At 59.5% G+C, this 17,044-nt stretch carries 19 protein-coding genes; 13 read left to right on the top strand and 6 right to left on the bottom strand.

Features of this window, described 5'->3' with window-relative positions:
• Window positions 1–260: 260 nt before the first annotated feature.
• The gene (locus AKG12_RS12755) at window positions 261–1,193 is read right to left on the bottom strand and encodes an ICP22 family protein (RefSeq protein WP_285277735.1); all 933 of its coding nucleotides are present in this window, start codon (window positions 1,191–1,193) and stop codon (window positions 261–263) included.
• A 287-nt stretch (window positions 1,194–1,480) separates the two neighbouring features.
• On the opposite strand from AKG12_RS12755, the gene AKG12_RS12750 reads away from it, so the two are divergent.
• The 5 genes from AKG12_RS12750 to AKG12_RS12730 all read left to right on the top strand — a co-directional run bounded on the left by AKG12_RS12750 (window position 1,481) and on the right by AKG12_RS12730 (window position 5,260).
• The gene (locus AKG12_RS12750) at window positions 1,481–2,371 is read left to right on the top strand and encodes a metal ABC transporter substrate-binding protein (protein WP_052819065.1); all 891 of its coding nucleotides are present in this window, start codon (window positions 1,481–1,483) and stop codon (window positions 2,369–2,371) included.
• A complete protein-coding gene (locus AKG12_RS12745; RefSeq protein ID WP_052819064.1) occupies window positions 2,368–3,285 on the top strand; it encodes a manganese/iron ABC transporter ATP-binding protein in 918 nt (305 codons plus the stop codon). The genes AKG12_RS12750 and AKG12_RS12745 overlap by 4 nt, the downstream gene beginning before the upstream one ends.
• Window positions 3,266–4,126 carry a metal ABC transporter permease gene (locus AKG12_RS12740; protein WP_052819063.1) on the top strand — a complete coding sequence of 287 codons (861 nt, stop codon included), beginning with the start codon at window positions 3,266–3,268 and terminating at the stop codon, window positions 4,124–4,126. Before AKG12_RS12745 ends, AKG12_RS12740 begins: the two co-directional genes overlap by 20 nt.
• The gene (locus AKG12_RS12735; protein ID WP_052819062.1) at window positions 4,123–4,977 is read left to right on the top strand and encodes a metal ABC transporter permease; all 855 of its coding nucleotides are present in this window, start codon (window positions 4,123–4,125) and stop codon (window positions 4,975–4,977) included. The genes AKG12_RS12740 and AKG12_RS12735 overlap by 4 nt, the downstream gene beginning before the upstream one ends.
• A 109-nt stretch (window positions 4,978–5,086) precedes the next feature.
• The gene (locus AKG12_RS12730; RefSeq protein WP_052819061.1) at window positions 5,087–5,260 is read left to right on the top strand and encodes a DUF1328 domain-containing protein; all 174 of its coding nucleotides are present in this window, start codon (window positions 5,087–5,089) and stop codon (window positions 5,258–5,260) included.
• 58 nt (window positions 5,261–5,318) lie between these two features.
• On the opposite strand, the gene AKG12_RS12725 is transcribed toward AKG12_RS12730, so the two are convergent.
• A complete protein-coding gene (locus AKG12_RS12725) occupies window positions 5,319–6,050 on the bottom strand; it encodes an SDR family oxidoreductase (RefSeq protein WP_052819060.1) in 732 nt (243 codons plus the stop codon).
• A 155-nt stretch (window positions 6,051–6,205) separates the two neighbouring features.
• On the opposite strand from AKG12_RS12725, the gene AKG12_RS12720 reads away from it, so the two are divergent.
• Window positions 6,206–6,979 carry an IclR family transcriptional regulator gene (locus AKG12_RS12720; RefSeq protein ID WP_052819059.1) on the top strand — a complete coding sequence of 258 codons (774 nt, stop codon included), beginning with the start codon at window positions 6,206–6,208 and terminating at the stop codon, window positions 6,977–6,979.
• A gap of 105 nt (window positions 6,980–7,084) precedes the next feature.
• On the opposite strand, the gene tal is transcribed toward AKG12_RS12720, so the two are convergent.
• Window positions 7,085–8,050, bottom strand: a complete 966-nt coding sequence (gene tal / locus AKG12_RS12715) for a transaldolase (RefSeq protein WP_046800810.1) — start codon at window positions 8,048–8,050, stop codon at window positions 7,085–7,087.
• 206 nt (window positions 8,051–8,256) lie between these two features.
• Between tal and AKG12_RS12710 the strand changes: the two genes are divergently transcribed.
• Window positions 8,257–9,231 carry a sugar-binding transcriptional regulator gene (locus tag AKG12_RS12710; RefSeq protein WP_046801095.1) on the top strand — a complete coding sequence of 325 codons (975 nt, stop codon included), beginning with the start codon at window positions 8,257–8,259 and terminating at the stop codon, window positions 9,229–9,231.
• On the opposite strand, the gene AKG12_RS12705 is transcribed toward AKG12_RS12710, so the two are convergent.
• Genes AKG12_RS12705 through AKG12_RS12695 form a run of 3 tightly spaced genes read right to left on the bottom strand, consistent with a single transcriptional unit; the run spans window position 9,228 to window position 10,681 of the window.
• The gene (locus AKG12_RS12705) at window positions 9,228–9,515 is read right to left on the bottom strand and encodes a type II toxin-antitoxin system RelE/ParE family toxin (protein ID WP_052819058.1); all 288 of its coding nucleotides are present in this window, start codon (window positions 9,513–9,515) and stop codon (window positions 9,228–9,230) included. The two genes, AKG12_RS12710 and AKG12_RS12705, sit on opposite strands and share 4 nt — an antisense overlap.
• 5 nt (window positions 9,516–9,520) lie before the next feature.
• A complete protein-coding gene (locus AKG12_RS12700) occupies window positions 9,521–9,757 on the bottom strand; it encodes a CopG family ribbon-helix-helix protein (protein WP_052819057.1) in 237 nt (78 codons plus the stop codon).
• 51 nt (window positions 9,758–9,808) lie between these two features.
• Complete coding sequence (locus AKG12_RS12695) at window positions 9,809–10,681, bottom strand: methylated-DNA--[protein]-cysteine S-methyltransferase (RefSeq protein WP_052819056.1); 873 nt, start codon at window positions 10,679–10,681, stop codon at window positions 9,809–9,811.
• Between the two features lie 206 nt (window positions 10,682–10,887).
• Between AKG12_RS12695 and AKG12_RS12690 the strand changes: the two genes are divergently transcribed.
• From AKG12_RS12690 to uxuA, 6 genes are all read left to right on the top strand, one after another.
• A complete protein-coding gene (locus tag AKG12_RS12690; RefSeq protein WP_046800808.1) occupies window positions 10,888–11,604 on the top strand; it encodes a FadR/GntR family transcriptional regulator in 717 nt (238 codons plus the stop codon).
• A 61-nt stretch (window positions 11,605–11,665) separates the two neighbouring features.
• Window positions 11,666–12,640 (top strand): sialic acid TRAP transporter substrate-binding protein SiaP, encoded by a 975-nt coding sequence (locus AKG12_RS12685; protein ID WP_046800807.1) that lies wholly within the window; start codon window positions 11,666–11,668, stop codon window positions 12,638–12,640.
• A gap of 74 nt (window positions 12,641–12,714) precedes the next feature.
• Complete coding sequence (locus AKG12_RS12680; RefSeq protein ID WP_046801094.1) at window positions 12,715–13,290, top strand: TRAP transporter small permease; 576 nt, start codon at window positions 12,715–12,717, stop codon at window positions 13,288–13,290.
• Window positions 13,291–13,293: 3 nt separating this feature from the next.
• Window positions 13,294–14,700 (top strand): TRAP transporter large permease, encoded by a 1,407-nt coding sequence (locus tag AKG12_RS12675; RefSeq protein ID WP_052819055.1) that lies wholly within the window; start codon window positions 13,294–13,296, stop codon window positions 14,698–14,700.
• Window positions 14,701–14,769: 69 nt separating this feature from the next.
• Entirely contained in the window at window positions 14,770–15,816 is a 1,047-nt protein-coding gene (locus AKG12_RS12670) for an L-idonate 5-dehydrogenase (protein ID WP_052819054.1), read from the top strand.
• 16 nt (window positions 15,817–15,832) lie between these two features.
• Entirely contained in the window at window positions 15,833–17,041 is a 1,209-nt protein-coding gene (uxuA, locus tag AKG12_RS12665) for a mannonate dehydratase (protein ID WP_052819053.1), read from the top strand.
• The last annotated feature ends 3 nt before the right edge of the window (window positions 17,042–17,044 follow it).

The following is a 17,044-nucleotide window of genomic DNA, read 5'->3' as shown; positions in this document are numbered from 1 at the left end:
ACCCTGGGCTGTCTAAACCAGCCCGAAAAAACGGCCGCCTGCCTGCATCAGCCGGGCTTGCGCTGCCCGGCTGATGCATCCAAGTAAACCACAAATCGTCCACACAAGCCCGAGGATGACGCCGAGAGGCCCTATGGCCTTCACCACCGACTTCCCGGCGGCGACAGCTTGCCTGAAAATTTAAATCGGACAGCAGTGCGACAAGCCCTAAGATGACGTCGAGAGGTTTTACGCCCTTCGCCACCACTTCCTCACAACCGTTAATGCCCGGCCTTGCCCGCAGCCGGCTCCTCAGCCGGCGCAGTCTCAGCCGCCGGTTTTTCCTCCGCCGCCTGCGCGGTCGTCGAGCCTTTTCCGAAGATCAACGATTTCAGATAGGTCAGGCTGAAGATGCTGCCGCCATCGGCTTCCGGTGTCGAAGTCAGCAATTCATCGGCACCGGGTTCGCCCCGTGCTTCGGGAGACGGCTGTTCTCCGTGCGCTTCCGCACCCGCCCCGCCTTCATCCGCCTCCGCGGGTGCTGCGCCATGGCCGCCACCCTCATCCTTGGCTTCGCCATGCCCGGCCGCGCCTTTCGCAGCCTTGCCTTCATGGCCTTCAGCACCGGCATCCGAAGCCGGCGTCGCGCAATCGGCGGTATCGCTCAGGCCTGCGGCCATGGTTTCGGCGTCCTCAAGCGGCAGATCGATACGCAGCCCATAAAACTGGCCGCTGCCATTGGCCGCGCCATCATAATAAAAAGCGGAATAGCGCTGGGCATCGGCGCCCTGCGGAATTTTGGCGGGATCAGGAATGAAGACGACCTGTGCGGCAATGGCCCGGCCGCGCATTTCCGAGCGTAATTGCGGGCCATTCCTGTCGAGCACCGACACCTGTACCAGATCTGGCTTCTGTTTGTCGTAAACCGCTTTGGCAACGCGGAGTGCGGTTTTCAACCGCTCCGTGCCATCGCCACCTGCGGTGCGGATGAATTTCCGCACCCATAAGGAACCGTTCTTGCGGATGTTGACCGTCTGGACTGCGTCGCAGGAAAGCCCGTTGGTGGAAGCGTAGGATGGGCCAAGCAGCCGATCGCTGCCGATGAACACGGCAGCAGAACCGGTCGCACCCGCCAGAAGCAGGATCCCGCCTACGATCACAACGAGTTTGCGCGAAAACCGCATTCGTCCGAATACAGCTTTCACCCGCAACATCCTGACATCAAGTACCCCGCCTTATCGCCCTCACCCCGAAACGTGGCTCTGATGATGAGGAACACACGCGGGATAAAGCTCGCAACCTCGTTGTCCGAGCCTTACGATACTGCCGCTTTCTCATTGAAAAAAGTTTAACCACCCCGGCGCAACGCCGGCAAAAACGCACCATTTTCAGACATTTTCAAATGACGCTAAATTGCGAATGATTTGCAATAGCGTTGACAAGTGTGATTTTATAACAGATGGTATTGCGAATTAATCGCAACAAACATTCGGTGACAGACGTGAACTTCCAGAAAATCCGGCATGCTCTTTTTGCTTTTTCACTTTTTCTCCCCGCCGCCGCAGTGGCACAGGAAAAACCGAAGGTGGTGACGACCTTCACCATCATCGCCGACATGGCTCGCAACGTGGCGGGCGATGCGGCCGAAGTGGAAAGCATTACCAAGCCGGGTGCTGAAATTCACAACTATCAACCAACCCCGCGAGACATCCTCAAAGCCCGCAAAGCCGATCTGGTGCTGCGCAATGGCCTCAATCTGGAATTGTGGTTCGAGAAATTCCTGGCCAACCTCTCCGGCGTGCCGAGCGTGACGGTGAGCGATGGCGTGACGCCGATGGCGATCAGCGGCGGGGCATACCAGGGAAAACCCAATCCACATGCCTGGATGTCACCCGATAACGCCTTGATCTATGTGGAAAATATCCGCAAGGGCCTTGCCGGGATCGACCCCGCCCATGCCGATCTCTATGCCGCCAATGCCAAGGCCTATTCGGACAAGATCAAGGCCACCGTCCAGCCCATTCGCGATACGCTTTCCGTTCTGCCGGAAAACAAGCGCTGGTTGGTAACGAGCGAAGGTGCCTTCTCTTATCTTGCCCGCGATTTCGGGCTGAAGGAACTGTTCCTGTGGCCGGTCAATGCCGACAGCCAGGGCACACCGCAGCAGGTGCGTGGCGTGATCGACGCCATGCGCGAGCACAATATCCAGGTTATCTTCAGCGAAAGCACGGTGTCCGCCGATCCCGCCGAGCAGGTGGCCAAGGAAACCGGCGCAACCTATGGCGGCATACTCTACGTGGATTCGCTGAGCGAAGCGGATGGCCCGGTTCCGACCTATCTCGATCTGCTGCGGGTGACGAGCGAAACCATCGCAAAAGGCCTGTCATCATGAGAATGGGCGGTAAAAAAATTGCCGGCGGCCTGGCGGTTCAAAATGCGACAGTGACCTATCGCAACGGCCACACAGCATTGAGAAATGCGAGCTTCTCCATCCCCCGCGGAACGATCACTGCACTTGTCGGCGTCAATGGCGCCGGCAAGTCCACGATTTTCAAGGCGATCATGGGTTTCGTGCCGCTGGCCGCCGGTTCCGTCTCGATCTTCGACCTGCCGGTGAAAGAGGCGCTCAGGAAAAACCTCGTTGCTTACGTGCCGCAGGCCGAGGAGGTGGACTGGAGCTTTCCGGTGCTGGTGGAGGATGTGGTGATGATGGGCCGTTATGGCCACATGAACTTCCTGCGCATCCCCTCCAAACGCGATCACCAGATGGTGGAAGAGGCGCTGAAACGCGTCAACATGCTCGATTATCGCAAAAGGCAGATCGGCGAGCTTTCCGGCGGGCAGAAGAAGCGGGTATTTCTGGCCCGCGCACTGGCGCAGGAAGGCCAGGTCATCCTGCTCGACGAACCCTTCACCGGCGTCGACGTGACGACGGAAGAACAGATCGTCGCCCTTTTGAAGGCATTGCGCGACGAGGGCCGCGTCATGCTGGTCTCCACCCATAATCTCGGCAGCGTGCCGGAATTTTGCGACCGCGCCGTCTTCGTCAAGGGCACGGTGCTGGCGTCAGGCAAAACTGAGGATACCTTTACCGAGGAGAACCTGCAAAAAGCCTTCGGCGGCAGCCTGCGCCACTTCATCCTCGGCGGGGCCGACCTGCATGACGATGCCGATCCACGCCGGGTGAAGGTCATCACCGATGACGAACGGCCTTTCGTGATTTACGGCAAGAATGGCCAGAATGGCCAGAATGGGCATGATCCTGAGGCTCCGAAGGAAAAAGTCGATGATAAACAGCCTTCTTGAGCCCTTCACTTACGGCTACATGCTGAACGCCATCTGGGTCAGCGCGCTGGTCGGCGGCGTCTGCGGCTTCCTGTCTGCCTATCTGATGCTGAAGGGCTGGTCGCTGATCGGCGATGCGCTCTCCCATGCCATCGTTCCGGGTGTTGCCGGGGCGTATATGCTGGGCCTGCCGTTTTCGCTGGGGGCCTTTCTTTCCGGCGGGCTTGCCGCGGGCTCCATGCTGTTCCTGAACCAGAAGACGAGGCTCAAGGAAGACGCGATCATCGGCCTGATCTTCACCTCGTTTTTCGGGCTGGGGCTGTTCATGGTTTCGCTGTCGCCCACCTCGATCAATATCCAGACCATCGTGCTCGGCAACATTCTGGCAATCACCACCGAAGACACCATTCAGCTGGCGCTGATCGGCGGCATCAGCCTTTTGGTGCTGGCGTTGAAATGGCGCGACTTCATGGTCGTCTTCTTCGATGAGAACCATGCCCGCACCGTGGGGCTGAAACCGGAAGTGCTGAAAGTGATCTTCTTCACCCTGCTCGCCGCCTCCACGGTTGCCGCACTACAGACGGTTGGGGCTTTTCTGGTGGTCGCCATGGTGGTGACGCCGGGCGCTACCGCCTATCTCTTGACCGACCGTTTCGAGCGGCTGATCCTGATGAGCCTCATCATCGGCGCGGCCACCAGCTTCGTCGGCGCCTATCTCAGCTATTTCCTCGATGGCGCCACCGGCGGCGTCATCGTCGTGCTGCAAACGGCGATTTTCCTTGCCGCCTTCGTCTTTGCACCCAAACACGGGCTGCTCGCCTCCAGAGCCAAGGCTCGCAAGGCGCTCGGAGAAACGCCATGAGTGAATATCTCGAACTCGCTATCCTGCCGTTTCAACTGCCCTTCATGCAATATGCCTTCGTGATCACCCTGATGATCGCGGTGCCGATGGCGATGCTCTCGTGTTTTCTGGTGCTGAAGGGCTGGTCGCTGATGGGGGATGCGGTTTCCCATGCCGTGCTGCCGGGCGTGGTGATCGCCTATATCATCAACATTCCGCTTTCCATCGGCGCCTTCATCGCCGGCATGATCTGCGCGCTCGGCACCGGTTTCATCAAGGAAAACAGCCGCATCAAGGAAGATACGGTGCTCGGCATCGTCTTTTCCGGCATGTTCGGGCTGGGGCTGGTGCTTTACGTGAAGGTGCAGAGCGACATGCACCTCGATCATATCCTCTTCGGCGACATGCTGGGCATTGCCCCCTCAGACATGCTGGAGACCGGCCTGATCGCGCTTTTCGCCACGCTGTTCCTCGGACTGTTACGCAAGGATCTGCTGGTCAATGCTTTCGATCCGCAACATGCCAAGGCGATCGGCCTGCCGGTGCGTATCCTGCATTACGGTCTGCTGATGGTCCTGTCGCTCACCGTGGTCGGCGCGCTGATGGCGGTGGGCATCATCCTCTCGGTCGCCATGCTGGTCACGCCGGGCGCAATCGCCTTCCTGCTGACACGCCGCTTTTCCGCCATGCTTGTTGTGGCCATCATGGTGGCGGTCGTCTCATCACTGTCAGGCATATGGCTGAGCTTCCTGATCGACAGTGCGCCGGCTCCCACCATCGTGCTGTTCATGAGCATCGCCTTCGTCGCAACCTTCATCCGCACCACCTGGAAAGCCCGCCGGATCGACGCGGCGGCTGAAAAAGGGATTTAAAACAACGATTTTTGCGGGCGCATGGAACATTTTCGCCTTTTGCGCGTCATTTTCGAGAGTCCGCTGCGAGACGGCAGACTCTTGAAAATTAAGCGAAAGGGGAAGCTCCATGCTGAAATGGGCTCTTATTTTCTTTGTTATCTCTTTGATCACGGGCGTATTCGGCTTTACCGGCATTTCGGCAGCGGCGGCGGGCGTGGCCCGAATCCTGTTCTTCATCGCCGTGGTGATCTTCCTGGTCTTCCTCGTGCTTGCACTGATGGCCGGAAGCGCGGTCGTCTGAATTAAAAAAGGCGACCGGCTGTTCGGCCGGTCGCCTCTCGTCTTTCTTTAAAAAAAGCTCAGCCCGTCCAGCCGCCGTCGATCACATGGATCTGGCCGGTGGTGAACCCTGCCTCATCCGAAGCAAGATAAGTGACGAGCGCCGCGATTTCTTCCGGCGTGGCGATGCGGCCCATCGGCTGGCGGGCAATGAAGTCCGCGAGCGCCTGTTCGTAGTTGCCGGTGGCGCGCAGGCGGTCATGCAGGGACGGGCTATCGACCGTGCCGGGGCAGATGGCGTTGCAGCGGATGCCCCTGGTGACGAAATCGGCGGCAATGGCCTTGGTCAGACCCACGACGGCCGCTTTGGATGCGGTATAAGCGAAACGGTTCGGCACGCCCTTCACGCTTGATGCAACCGAGGACATGTTGACGATCGCGCCCTTGCCCTTTTCCAGCATGCCGGGCAGAAAGGCGCGGCAGGTGCGGTACATGGCCTTGGCATTGAGATCGAAGGAGAAATCCCAGTCCTTTTCCTCGCAGTCGAGAATGGTGCCGGAATGAACGAAACCGGCGCAGTTGAACAGCACGTCGGCATGGCCGATATCGGCGGCGAAATCCTTGACGCCTTCGCCATCCAGCACATTAAAAACCCGGGTTTCCGCACCCTTCAGCGTCGAAAGCGCCTGTTCGTTGATATCGGTGGCGATGACGCGCGCGCCGAGTGAGATGAACCGCTCCGCCGTCGCCCGGCCGATACCCTGACCGGCGGCGGTGATCACCACTGTCCGGCCGTTAAAATCCTGCACCATGAATAGCCTCCCGCTATAGCGCGCCCGCCCACCGGGGTTCAGGCCGCTGAATTTCAGTGATCTCAAATATGGATCGACAATTCATATGTAAACGCGGTATTCATATGGCGTCAAGCAAACTTGCGCCGTAACCGCGCAAAACGCATCGAGGCCAGATGACAGACGACGACAGCGAAAGATACCGCGCCCCCGCCCTCGACAAGGGCCTGGACATTCTCGAGCTTCTGGCCCGCACCGATGGCGGGCTCACACAGATCGAGATCGCCAAGGCCGTCGGCAAAAGCCCCAACGAACTTTACCGCATGCTGGACCGGCTGGTGCGCCGCGGTTACGTGCAGCGGCTTGAGGGCGACCGGTTTTCGCTGACGCTGAAAATGTTCGGGCTGGCGCATTTCCACGCGCCGATCCGACGGCTCGTCTCTTTTGCCGCCCCTGTCATGCGCGATTTTTCCGCAAGCGCCGAGCAGGCCTGCCATCTGGCCGTTTATGACCGTGGCAGCGTGGTCGTCATCGCCCAGCAGGAATCCTCCACCTATTGGGCCATGTCAATGCGGGTGGGCGCGCAGATGAGCCTGTTCCACACCGGCTCCGGCCATGTGCTGCTGGCTTTCCAGACCGAAGCGCAACGCCAGATCATGATCACCGAGCAGGTGCGTGGCAGCGGCGAGACCGTGCCCCCTGATCTGACCGAGCGGTTAAGGCAGGTGCGCAGCAACGGTTTCGAATCCATGGACAGTCTTCAGACTGCCGGCGTGCGCAATATTTCCGCTCCCGTTCTGACGTTGGACGGAACGGCTCTCGCCGTCATCACCTGCCCCTACATCACGCCGCTTGGCGGCAAGGCGCCGACCCGTGAGGCCTGTGAAGGGCTGATCCGCGATGCTGCAAAGCGCATTTCCGAAGTGGCAACCGGAAACGAGAACACCTGAGAAGAACAAAAAAACGCGACCGGCAGGGACCCGATCGCGTTTTGAGTGACTGGAGATTTATATCTCTTAAACGCAAGGGGAACGTGGATTGTTCCCCTTTTTTTATCAGGCGGCGGCCAGCGTCAGTTCCTTGCGGACCATTTCGCGCAGCGTCACCAGATCCTTGGCGAACAGGCGGATGCCTTCCGAGAGCTTCTCGGTTGCCATCGCGTCTTCGTTCATTGCCCAGCGGAATGCCTTTTCGTCCAGCGACTGCAAGGGCTCGGGCTTGGCATTGTCGGGCGAAAGCTTGCGAGCAAGCGTGCCGGTGTCCTTGTCCAGCTCTTCCAGCAGCGCCGGGCTGATCGTCAGGCGGTCGCAACCGGCCAGCGCTTCGATTTCGCCGACATTGCGGAAGGACGCACCCATGACGACGGTGCTGATGCCGTTGGCCTTGTAATAATTGTAGATGCTGCGCACCGAAACAACGCCCGGATCGGTTTCGGCAGTGTAGGTCTCGCCGGTCGACTTCTTGTACCAGTCGAGGATACGGCCAACGAAGGGCGAGATGAGGAAGACCTTGGCTTCCGCGCAGGCAATTGCCTGAGCCTGCGAGAAGAGCAGCGTCAGGTTGCAGTCGATACCTTCAGACTGCAGAACTTCGGCTGCCTTGATACCTTCCCAGGTGGAAGCAAGCTTGATGAGGATGCGCTCGCGCTCGATGCCGCGCTCCTTATAGGCCGCGATGATCTGGTGCGCCTTGGCGATGGAAGCCTGCGTATCGAAAGAAAGGTCGGCATCCACTTCGGTGGAGACGCGGCCGGGAACGAGACCTGCAAGTGCTGCGCCCACGGAAATGGCAAGACGATCAGCCACGGCGGCAACCACGGCGTCGGACTGGCCGCCCTGCGTCTTGCCCCAGGCAACGGCTTCCTTCACCGCATCCGCAAAGGCCGGCGTGCCGAGTGCCTTCAGAACGATGGTGGGGTTGGTGGTGCAATCCACCGGCTTCAGGCGCGCAACCGCCTCGATATCGCCGGTGTCGGCAACAACCGTGGTGATGGCGCGAAGTTGTTCGAGTTTGGACGTCATATCGAATGATCCTTCATGATCTCTTGAAAACTTGCTCACCCGTTTTTTCGTTCCCGCACCATGGGTGCGCCCAAGGCCGAAATCGCGGTTTGTCCGGCTCCGACTATCGCAAGCGGCACGGTCGAAAGTCAAGACATTTGCGCATCGCAATTGACATAAGTTTCACGCCTGCGATACTCCGTACCATAAAGAGAATGGCGGAAACCGTGGCGAAACTGAGAAGAGAAACCCATACGGCCTATTCGGAAGCGGCTTCGCTGAGGCTGCGCGCCGCGTGGCTCTATTATAATCAGGGCATGACGCAAAAAGACGTCGCCGAAAAACTGGGGATCAGCCGCTCCACCGTCATCCGCCTGCTCGACGAGGCAATGAAACGCTCGGAAGTGCAGATCTGGATCAATGAGGGCATCGAGGACTTCGTCGCTTTGGCCAGCCAGCTGGAAGCGGCCTACGGGCTCGATGAGGCCGTCATCATCCCCTGCCCCGAGAAGGCAAGCGCCGAAAGCACCGCCAAGGCAGTGGGTCTGGCGCTTGGGCAATTCCTCTCAGAAGTGGTGCCGAACGGCGCCACCATCGGTGTCGGCTGGGGCCGCACCATGACCGCTTCGCTTTCCAGCTTCCGCCCGCCGCGCCGGGAAAACTGCAAGGTCGTCTCGCTGCTCGGCGGTATCGTCGCCGTGCACCAGACCAACCCGCTTGATTACACCTGGCGGCTGGCAAGCGCGCTTGGGGCGGAATGTTACATGTTTCTGGCACCGCTGCTGGTGGATTCCGTCGAAACCAAACGCGCGCTGATCGAAAAATGCGGGCTCGCCACACTTTACGATCTGGCCGAGACGCTGGACCTTGCCATCGTCTCCTGCGGCGATATCGGCCCGCATTCCACATCGCTGTCGGAAGGTTTCATCTCGAAGGAGACGTTGCGCGAGCTCATCGATGCCGGCTGCGTTTGCGACACGATGTTTAATTTCATCGATGCCGAAGGCCGCTCCGTCGATCACCCGATCAACCAGCGCGCCATGGCGATCGATCTCGATACGTTGCGCAAGGCCAAACACATCGTTCTCGCCTCCGGTGGCGCCCACCGCGCCATCGCCATCCGGGCAACGATTAAACGCACCGGCTGCAACACGCTGATCACCGATGAGGCGGCGGCACGGGCGTTGATGGAGCTGGTTTAGGCCTCATCAGGCCATTCGCGGGCAGCATGCTGCACGAAAAGGATTTCGACCTGTCGCTCCGTCACACGATAGGCAACGATGTAGGGTAGGCCGGAAACAACCAACTCCCTAGTCCCTTCTATTTCGCCGCTGCGGCCAAGATAAGGACTGTGAGATAAAAGACGTGCAGTGGTCTCATGAATTACCCTGACGACTTTTGCCGCCGCACGCGGATTACGTTCGGCGATATAGTCGCCTATAGCGTCAAGCTCCCGAAGATAACGCCGCGTCCAAACCAAACGCACGCTTTTCAGGCCTTGGCGTACTTATTAAGAACGGCGTCGATCTCTTCTTCAGTGACAAACTCCCCGGCATCGGCCTCCGCCATCCCAGCCCTTACACCGCTCGTCCATTTTTCCTGCCATGCCAGAGAACGTCCAAGCGAAAGCGCATACTCTATGATGCGACTTGGTGTCGAATTCGAGCGCTCGGCCAGAATATCCAGCCTGCGTTTGAGATCGTCAGGAATTTCAATCGTGCTTTTCATTGGCCAAGAATAACCGATCCCAGACAGATCGGCAAAGACAATCCGACCTCGTCACACCTTACCCGTCTCCCAACCAAGCATCGCCCGCTTGCGGGTCAGGCCCCAGTGATAGCCCGTCAGCGCCCCGCTTTTGCCGACAGCACGGTGGCAGGGGACGACGAAGGAGACCGGGTTGGCGCCGACCGCGGCACCCACGGCGCGGGACGCGGTCGGCTGACCGATATCACAGGCGATGTGGGAATAGGTGACGGCGCGGCCCATCGGGATTTTCAAGAGGCTTTCCCACACCCGCACCTGAAAATCCGTGCCGAGCAGCACGACACGCAGCGGCCTTTCCGCCGCCCATAAAGACGGTTCGAAAATGCGCGCGGCGTAAGGTGCGGTCGCCTCGCGATCCTCGACATAACAGGCATTCGGCCAGCGGCCGGCCATATCTTCGAAACAGGCTCTTTCTTCGCCCGGATCGGCAAATGCGCAGCCGGCAAGGCCGCGGTCGGTCACCATGACCAGCGCAAGCCCGAAGGGCGAGGTGTGGAAACCGTAACGGATCGTCAGCCCGCCGCCCTTGGCCTTCCATTCGCCGGGCGACATGGCCTCATGGGTAACGAACAGATCGTGCAGGCGGCCCGGCCCGGACATGCCAACCTCGATCGAGGTTTCGAGCAGCGGCAGATCCTCTTCGCGCAACAGCCTCTTGGCATGATCCAGCGTTACGGCCTGCAGGAATGCCTTGGGTGAAAGGCCGGCCCAGCGGGTGAAGGTCTTCTGCAATTGCGTCGGCGACTGGCCGAGCTCTGCGGCAATGGCTTCAAGGGAGGGCTGCTCGCGATAATCCAGCGTCAAAAGCTCGATAACCCCGCGCACCGTCTCGTAATCGGTTCCGATCGGGGTGATGTCTTCGTTCAGCATGATGTTGGCGTTCATTGCATTTCTCCTAACGCCTCACAGAAAACCACTAAAGCGCGTTCGTCTCCACCCGTTTCTTGCGTCCGACACTCTTCGATCTGGAGCAACGCAATTTTCCACTCATGGTCCGATTGACAGCACCGCATAAATGTTCCCTAATAAAATTGGTAAGACAATCTTACCGCTTGCGCGATCGAGGGAGACTTTCGCGCTGGGAGGATATCATGTTTGTGGCTCTGGAGCCGCGCCGCCTATACCGGCTGGTCGCGGAACAAATTCGTTTGCTCATCGAGAGCGGGGAACTGACGGATGGTCAGCGCCTGCCGGCGGAACGCGACCTTGCCGAACGCTTCGGCGTATCCCGCCCAACGGTGCGGGAAGCGCTGATCGTGCTGGAAGTGGAAGGTCATATCCACATTCGCATGGGTTCGGGCGTCTATGTAAACGCATCACGCAAAGCGGACACGCAAAAGCCGCCGCTGCCGGATGCGCATGGTCCGTTCGAAATCCTGCAGGCGCGCTGCATCATCGAAAGTGCGATTGCGGAAGAAGCCGCAAGGCTCGCCACGCCGGAATGCATCGTCAAGCTCGACGACATCATCGAGCGCATGGCGGGCGCGCTCGACAATTCACCGCAGGCGCTCAATCTCGACCGTGCCTTCCACACCGCCATTGCAGATATCATCGGCAATTCGGCGCTCAATCGCTTTACCGGCCTGATCTACGACGAGCGCAGCCTGTCACCCTATTTCGAGAAGCTCGCCAGCTATTTCGAGGGACCGCATACATGGATCCTCGCCGTGCAGGAACACCGGGTGATCCGCGACGCGATCGCGGCGAATGACCCGGAAGGCGCACGCGAGGCCATGCGACAGCATCTGACGCTGTCGCAAAAAAGATTTTCCGAAAGTTTCGGGGAGGAAACGATCGGAGAAGAGTGACCGCGCCGCAACCGGCGACGGGAAAAACAGAAATCTGACTTTAATTCGGGAGGAGTTAAGAATGAAAATCAGATTGTCGACTTTGATGGGTGCAACCGCTGCCATTCTGCTTTCAGCCTTGGCGGCACAGGCGCAAACGGCGCTGAAATGGGCGCATGTCTATGAGACGTCCGAACCGTTCCATACGGATTCGGTATGGGCCGCGGAAGAAATCGCCAAGCGCACGGACGGCCGTTACAAGATCGATGTCTTTCCGGCCTCACAGCTCGGCAAGGAAGCCGATATCAACCAGGGTTTGAAGCTCGGCACGGTGGATATCATCATCTCCGGCTCGAGCTTCGCCGCGCGCGACCACAAGCCGATCGGCGTCACCTATTTCCCCTATATCTTCCGCGATCCGAGCCATCTGATCGCCTATACCAAGAGCGATGTCTTCAAGAAGCTTGCGAAAGGCTATGAAGACAAGACCGGCAACCACATCGTCGCCGTCAGCTACTACGGTACGCGCCACACCACCTCCAACCGGCCGATTGAAAAATGCGGTGACATGGCCGGCCTGAAGATGCGCGTTCCCGACGTTCCCGCCTATCTGGCCATGCCGCGCGCCTGTGGCGCCAACACGACGCCAATCGCCTTTGCGGAAGTCTATCTGGCGCTTCAGAACGGCACCGTCGAGGCTCAGGAAAACCCGCTGACGACAATCGAGGCGAAGAAATTCTACGAGGTCCAGAAGAACATCGTTCTGACGGGCCACATCGTCGATCACCTCAACACCCTGGTTTCGAAAACCCGTTGGGCGAGCCTTTCGGATGAAGACAAGAAAATCTTCACCGAGGTGATGCAGGAAGCTGCGGCCCGCACGACGAAGACGATCGAAGCCCGTGAGAAGGCGCTGGTCGACGAGTTCAAATCCAAGGGCATCACTGTCGCCGAGGTGGACAAGGCCGACTTCGAGAAGAACGTCATCGACAAGGTGAAGCTTGAAGACTTCGGCTACGAAAAGGCCGATTGGGACGCCATTCGCGCCATCAAATAATGCGTGAGCCTTTCCCGGCGCTCTCAGGCGCCGGGATATCCTCAACCGAGACATTCGGACTGGAGTTCCCGCCAATGACCGACCATCAAAACGCACCCATCAGTGTGGAAGAAATGGCGCATGCCTTCGAAGAAGATACCGGCCCCGTCGACCTTTCGCCCTATGCCGTGGAAGACTGGATAACCCTTGCCGTTTTCTGGGGCATGGGCCTTTCCGTCTTCCTGCAATTCTTCACCCGTTACGTGTTGAACGACAGCTTCGCATGGACGGAAGAAATTGCCGCCAATTGCCTTGTCGTCGTCGTCTTTCTCGGCTCGGTCATGTGCGTTCGCATGTTCCGGCATATTCACGTCGACCTGATCTACCGCTTCGTGCCGAAATCCGTCGGACGACTTCTGGAACTGATTGTCGATCTCATCACCATCGGTTTCTTCGCCTACATCACCTGGCTGATGTGGCGTTATCTCGAAATCGTCGGCGATGAGCGCATGGTCACCGTCGACCTGCCGCGCGGCATTGTCTTCTACACCGTTTTCGCCGCTTTCGCCCTGATGTTCCTGCGTGCCCTGCACAATTTCATCAAGGACATCACCGGCAAGCAAACCGTGCGTGAAAAGGCTCAGGAAGCCGTAAGCACACAGGGAATCTAGTCCATGCTTTTGCTCATCGGTTCATTTCTTCTGCTTCTCATCATCGGCACGCCGGTGGCCGTTTCCATGGCCGTCAGTTCGCTTCTTTATCTCATCCTCTACGACGTGGCACCCGATATCATCGCGGCCCAGCGCATGATCGCTGGCGTCGAAAGCTTCCCGCTCATCGCCGTGCCGTTCTTCATCCTCGCCGGCAATCTGATGAACATCGCCGGGGTGACAAGCCGCATCTACCGCTTCGCACTGGCGCTCGTCGGCTGGATGAAGGGTGGCCTGGCGCAGGTCAACATCATCGGTTCGGTGGTTTTTTCCGGCATGTCGGGGACAGCCCTTGCGGATGCCGCAGGCATCGGCACCATCGAGATCAAGGCCATGAAGGATCACGGCTATCCCGTCGATGCCGCCGTCGGCGTCACCGCCGCCTCGGCGACGCTCGGCCCGATCTTCCCGCCTTCACTACCCTTCGTGATCTACGGCATGATGGCCAACGCCTCGATCGGCGCGCTGTTCATGGCCGGCATCATTCCCGGCGTCGTCATGACAGTACTGATGATGGTGACGGTCTATATTTTCGCAAAACGAAAGGGCTGGGGGTCCGACACGCCCTTCCAGCTGAAGCAGCTGCTTTCAGCCTCCATGGAAATAGTGATCGTCTTCAGCTTCCCGGTCGCTGTGTATCTGATGATACTTGCCGGGTTGTCGCTCAATGTCGCGGTCCTTATCGGCCTCGCCGTGCTGGTCGCACTGGACTGGTATTACGATTTCTCCGCCGTCATGGCCTTGATGACGCCGGTACTTTTGATCGGCGGCATGACGATGGGCTGGTTTACCCCGACAGAGGCGGCGGTCGCTGCAGTTCTCTGGTCGCTTTTTCTCGGGCTGGTGCGCTACCGCACCATGACGTTTAAGACATTGGCCAAAGCCAGCTTTGATACGATAGAGACCACGGCTTCGGTTCTCTTCATCGTGACCGCGGCGTCGATCTTCGCATGGTTGCTGACGGTGAGCCAGGCGGCGGCGCTGTTCTCCGACTTCATGTTCTCGATGACGGACAACTGGTGGACCTTCCTCATCATCGTCAACATCCTGCTTCTGATCGTCGGCGCGTTCCTCGACACCATCGCTGCCATCAGCATTCTGGTGCCGATCCTGATGCCGGTCGCTGCCCGCTACGGCATCGATCCCGTCCACCTCGGCCTGATCGTGACGCTGAACCTGATGATCGGTCTCCTGACCCCGCCCGTCGGCATGGTGCTGTTCGTGCTGTCGCGTATTTCGAAAATGTCGGTGGAGAGAACCACCCTCGCCATCCTGCCGTGGATGATACCGCTTTTCGTGGCGCTGGCCCTCATCACCTTCGTACCGGCGATCACGCTGTGGCTGCCGACACAGCTCGGCCTCATCCGCTGAACGAACAGGAACTGCGCGGCCCGGCGCCGCGCAGATTTCCGACATGAATGCATTTGAAAGGATCCCGTCATGCAGACACGCGTGGCACGTCTATACGGCCGTGAGGATATCCGCGTCGAAACGCAGGACATGCAGCCCCCCGGTCCCGGCGAAGTGCTGCTGACCATGGCAGCGGGCGGCATTTGCGGCTCCGATCTTCATTATTATCAGGATGGCGGTTTCGGCCCGGTGCGGGTGCGTGAGCCGATCATCTGCGGCCACGAGGCATCCGGCCATGTGGCGGCTTTGGGGGCGGGCGTCAGCGGGCTCGCCATCGGGCAGCTCGTCGCCGTCAACCCCTCGCAGCCCTGCGGCCATTGCCACTTTTGCCTGAAGGGTGAGCCGATCCATTGCCTGGAAATGCGCTTCATGGGTAGCGCCATGCGCCTGCCGCACGAACAGGGCATGTTCCGCGACCGGCTGGTGGTTCCCGCCAGACAATGCGCGACATTTGCAGACGACACATCGGCTGCGGAAGCCGCCTGCACCGAGCCGCTCGCCGTCTGCCTGCATGCCGTCGCACAGGCCGGCGACCTGAAAGGTGCAAAGGTACTCGTGACCGGCGCCGGCCCCATCGGTCTGTTGACGATCGCCGCCGCCCGCCATGCCGGTGCGGCCACCATCGTCGCCACAGACCTCACCGATGCCGCGCTGGAACGGGCACCGGCCATGGGTGCCGACCGCACCGTCAATGTCGCAAAGGACGCCGACTCGCTTTTGCCCTATCAGGAAAACAAGGGTTATTTCGACGTCATTTTTGATTGCTCCGCCGCAGCTCCAGCACTTCGCACCGCCTTTGCCTGCGTGCGCCCGCGCGGCACAATCGTGCAGGTAGGCGTCACCGGTGACATCACCATTCCGCTCAATGCATTGGTGGGCAAGGAAATCCTCTGGCGCGGCTCGCAACGTTTCCACGATGAGTTCACTATTGCCGCCGGGCTTATCTCCACGCGCGGGATCGATGTGCGGCCGATCATTTCCCACAGCTTCCCGCTTGGCGAGACGAAAGCGGCCTTTGAACAGGCCGGTGACCGTTCCGCCGCCTGCAAGGTGCAGCTGACATTTTCCGCAGACTGATATTTGAGGATTTAAGATGAGACATACATGGCGCTGGTTCGGCCCGGTCGACAAGGTCACGGTTCAGGATGCGGCACAGGCGGGCGCGGAGGGCATCGTCAGCGCACTGCACCACATCGCCACGGGCGATGTCTGGCCGATGGACGAAATCACCAAACGGCATGAGGCCATCAAGGCCGGCGGTCTTTATTGGGACGTCGTGGAAAGCGTGCCCGTCTCCGAAGATATCAAGACCCAGACGGGCGATTGGAAAAATCACATCGCCAACTGGCAGGAAACGCTGCGTCGCCTCTCCGCCTCCGGCATTCGCACTGTCTGTTACAATTTCATGCCCGTGCTGGACTGGACCCGCACCGATCTGCGCTGGGAAACCAGACACGGCGCAAAGGCGATGCGCTTCGATCTTCCCGATTTCGCCGCCTTCGACCTTCATATTCTGAAACGCCCCGACGCCAAGGCGGATTATCCGGAATGGCTGCTGGAGGAAGCGGCAAAACGCTTCGCCGAAATGCCGGATACAAAAATCGCCGCCCTCGGGCGCAATATCGGTGCTGGCCTGCCTGGCTCGGCGGATGGCTATACGCTCGCCCAACTGCTCGAAAAACTGCGCTCCTATCACGGCGTCAACCGTGAAAGGCTGCAGCAGAACCTGATCGATTTTCTCTCCGAGGTGACACCGGTCGCCGAAGAAGTGGGCATCAACATCTGCGCCCATGGTGATGATCCGCCATGGCCACTGCTCGGCCTGCCGCGTATTCTCTCAACGGAGGCGGACTATGCCCACATGCTCTCAAAGGTCGACAGCCGCGCCAATGGCGTGACGCTGTGCACTGGCTCCCTTGGCGCACGGGCGGATAACGACCTGCCCTTCATCGCCAGCCGTTTTGCCGATCGCATCCATTTCGTGCATCTGCGCAATGTGACGCGCGACACCGATACCGTGCCCTGCTCCTTCTTCGAGGACGAGCATCTGGAAGGCGGGACCGACATGGTCGCCGTCATCGCCGCACTTCTGTCTGAGGAAACCCGCCGTCGCACCGAAGGCCGTGAAGACCACACTATTCCGATGCGTCCCGATCACGGGCAGGAAATCCTCGACGACCTGACGCGCGGGGCGCAACCCGGTTATCCCGCCATCGGCCGCCTTAAGGGGTTGGCGGAGCTGCGCGGCATCGAGCGCACCCTGTCACATGCTCGTTTCGGGCTGGGAACGAGCGCTGAATGAGTT

Source organism: Agrobacterium sp. SUL3 (assembly GCF_001263295.1).
Taxonomy (GTDB): domain Bacteria; phylum Pseudomonadota; class Alphaproteobacteria; order Rhizobiales; family Rhizobiaceae; genus Agrobacterium; species Agrobacterium tomkonis.
This window is presented reverse-complemented; position numbering and strand designations above follow the sequence as displayed.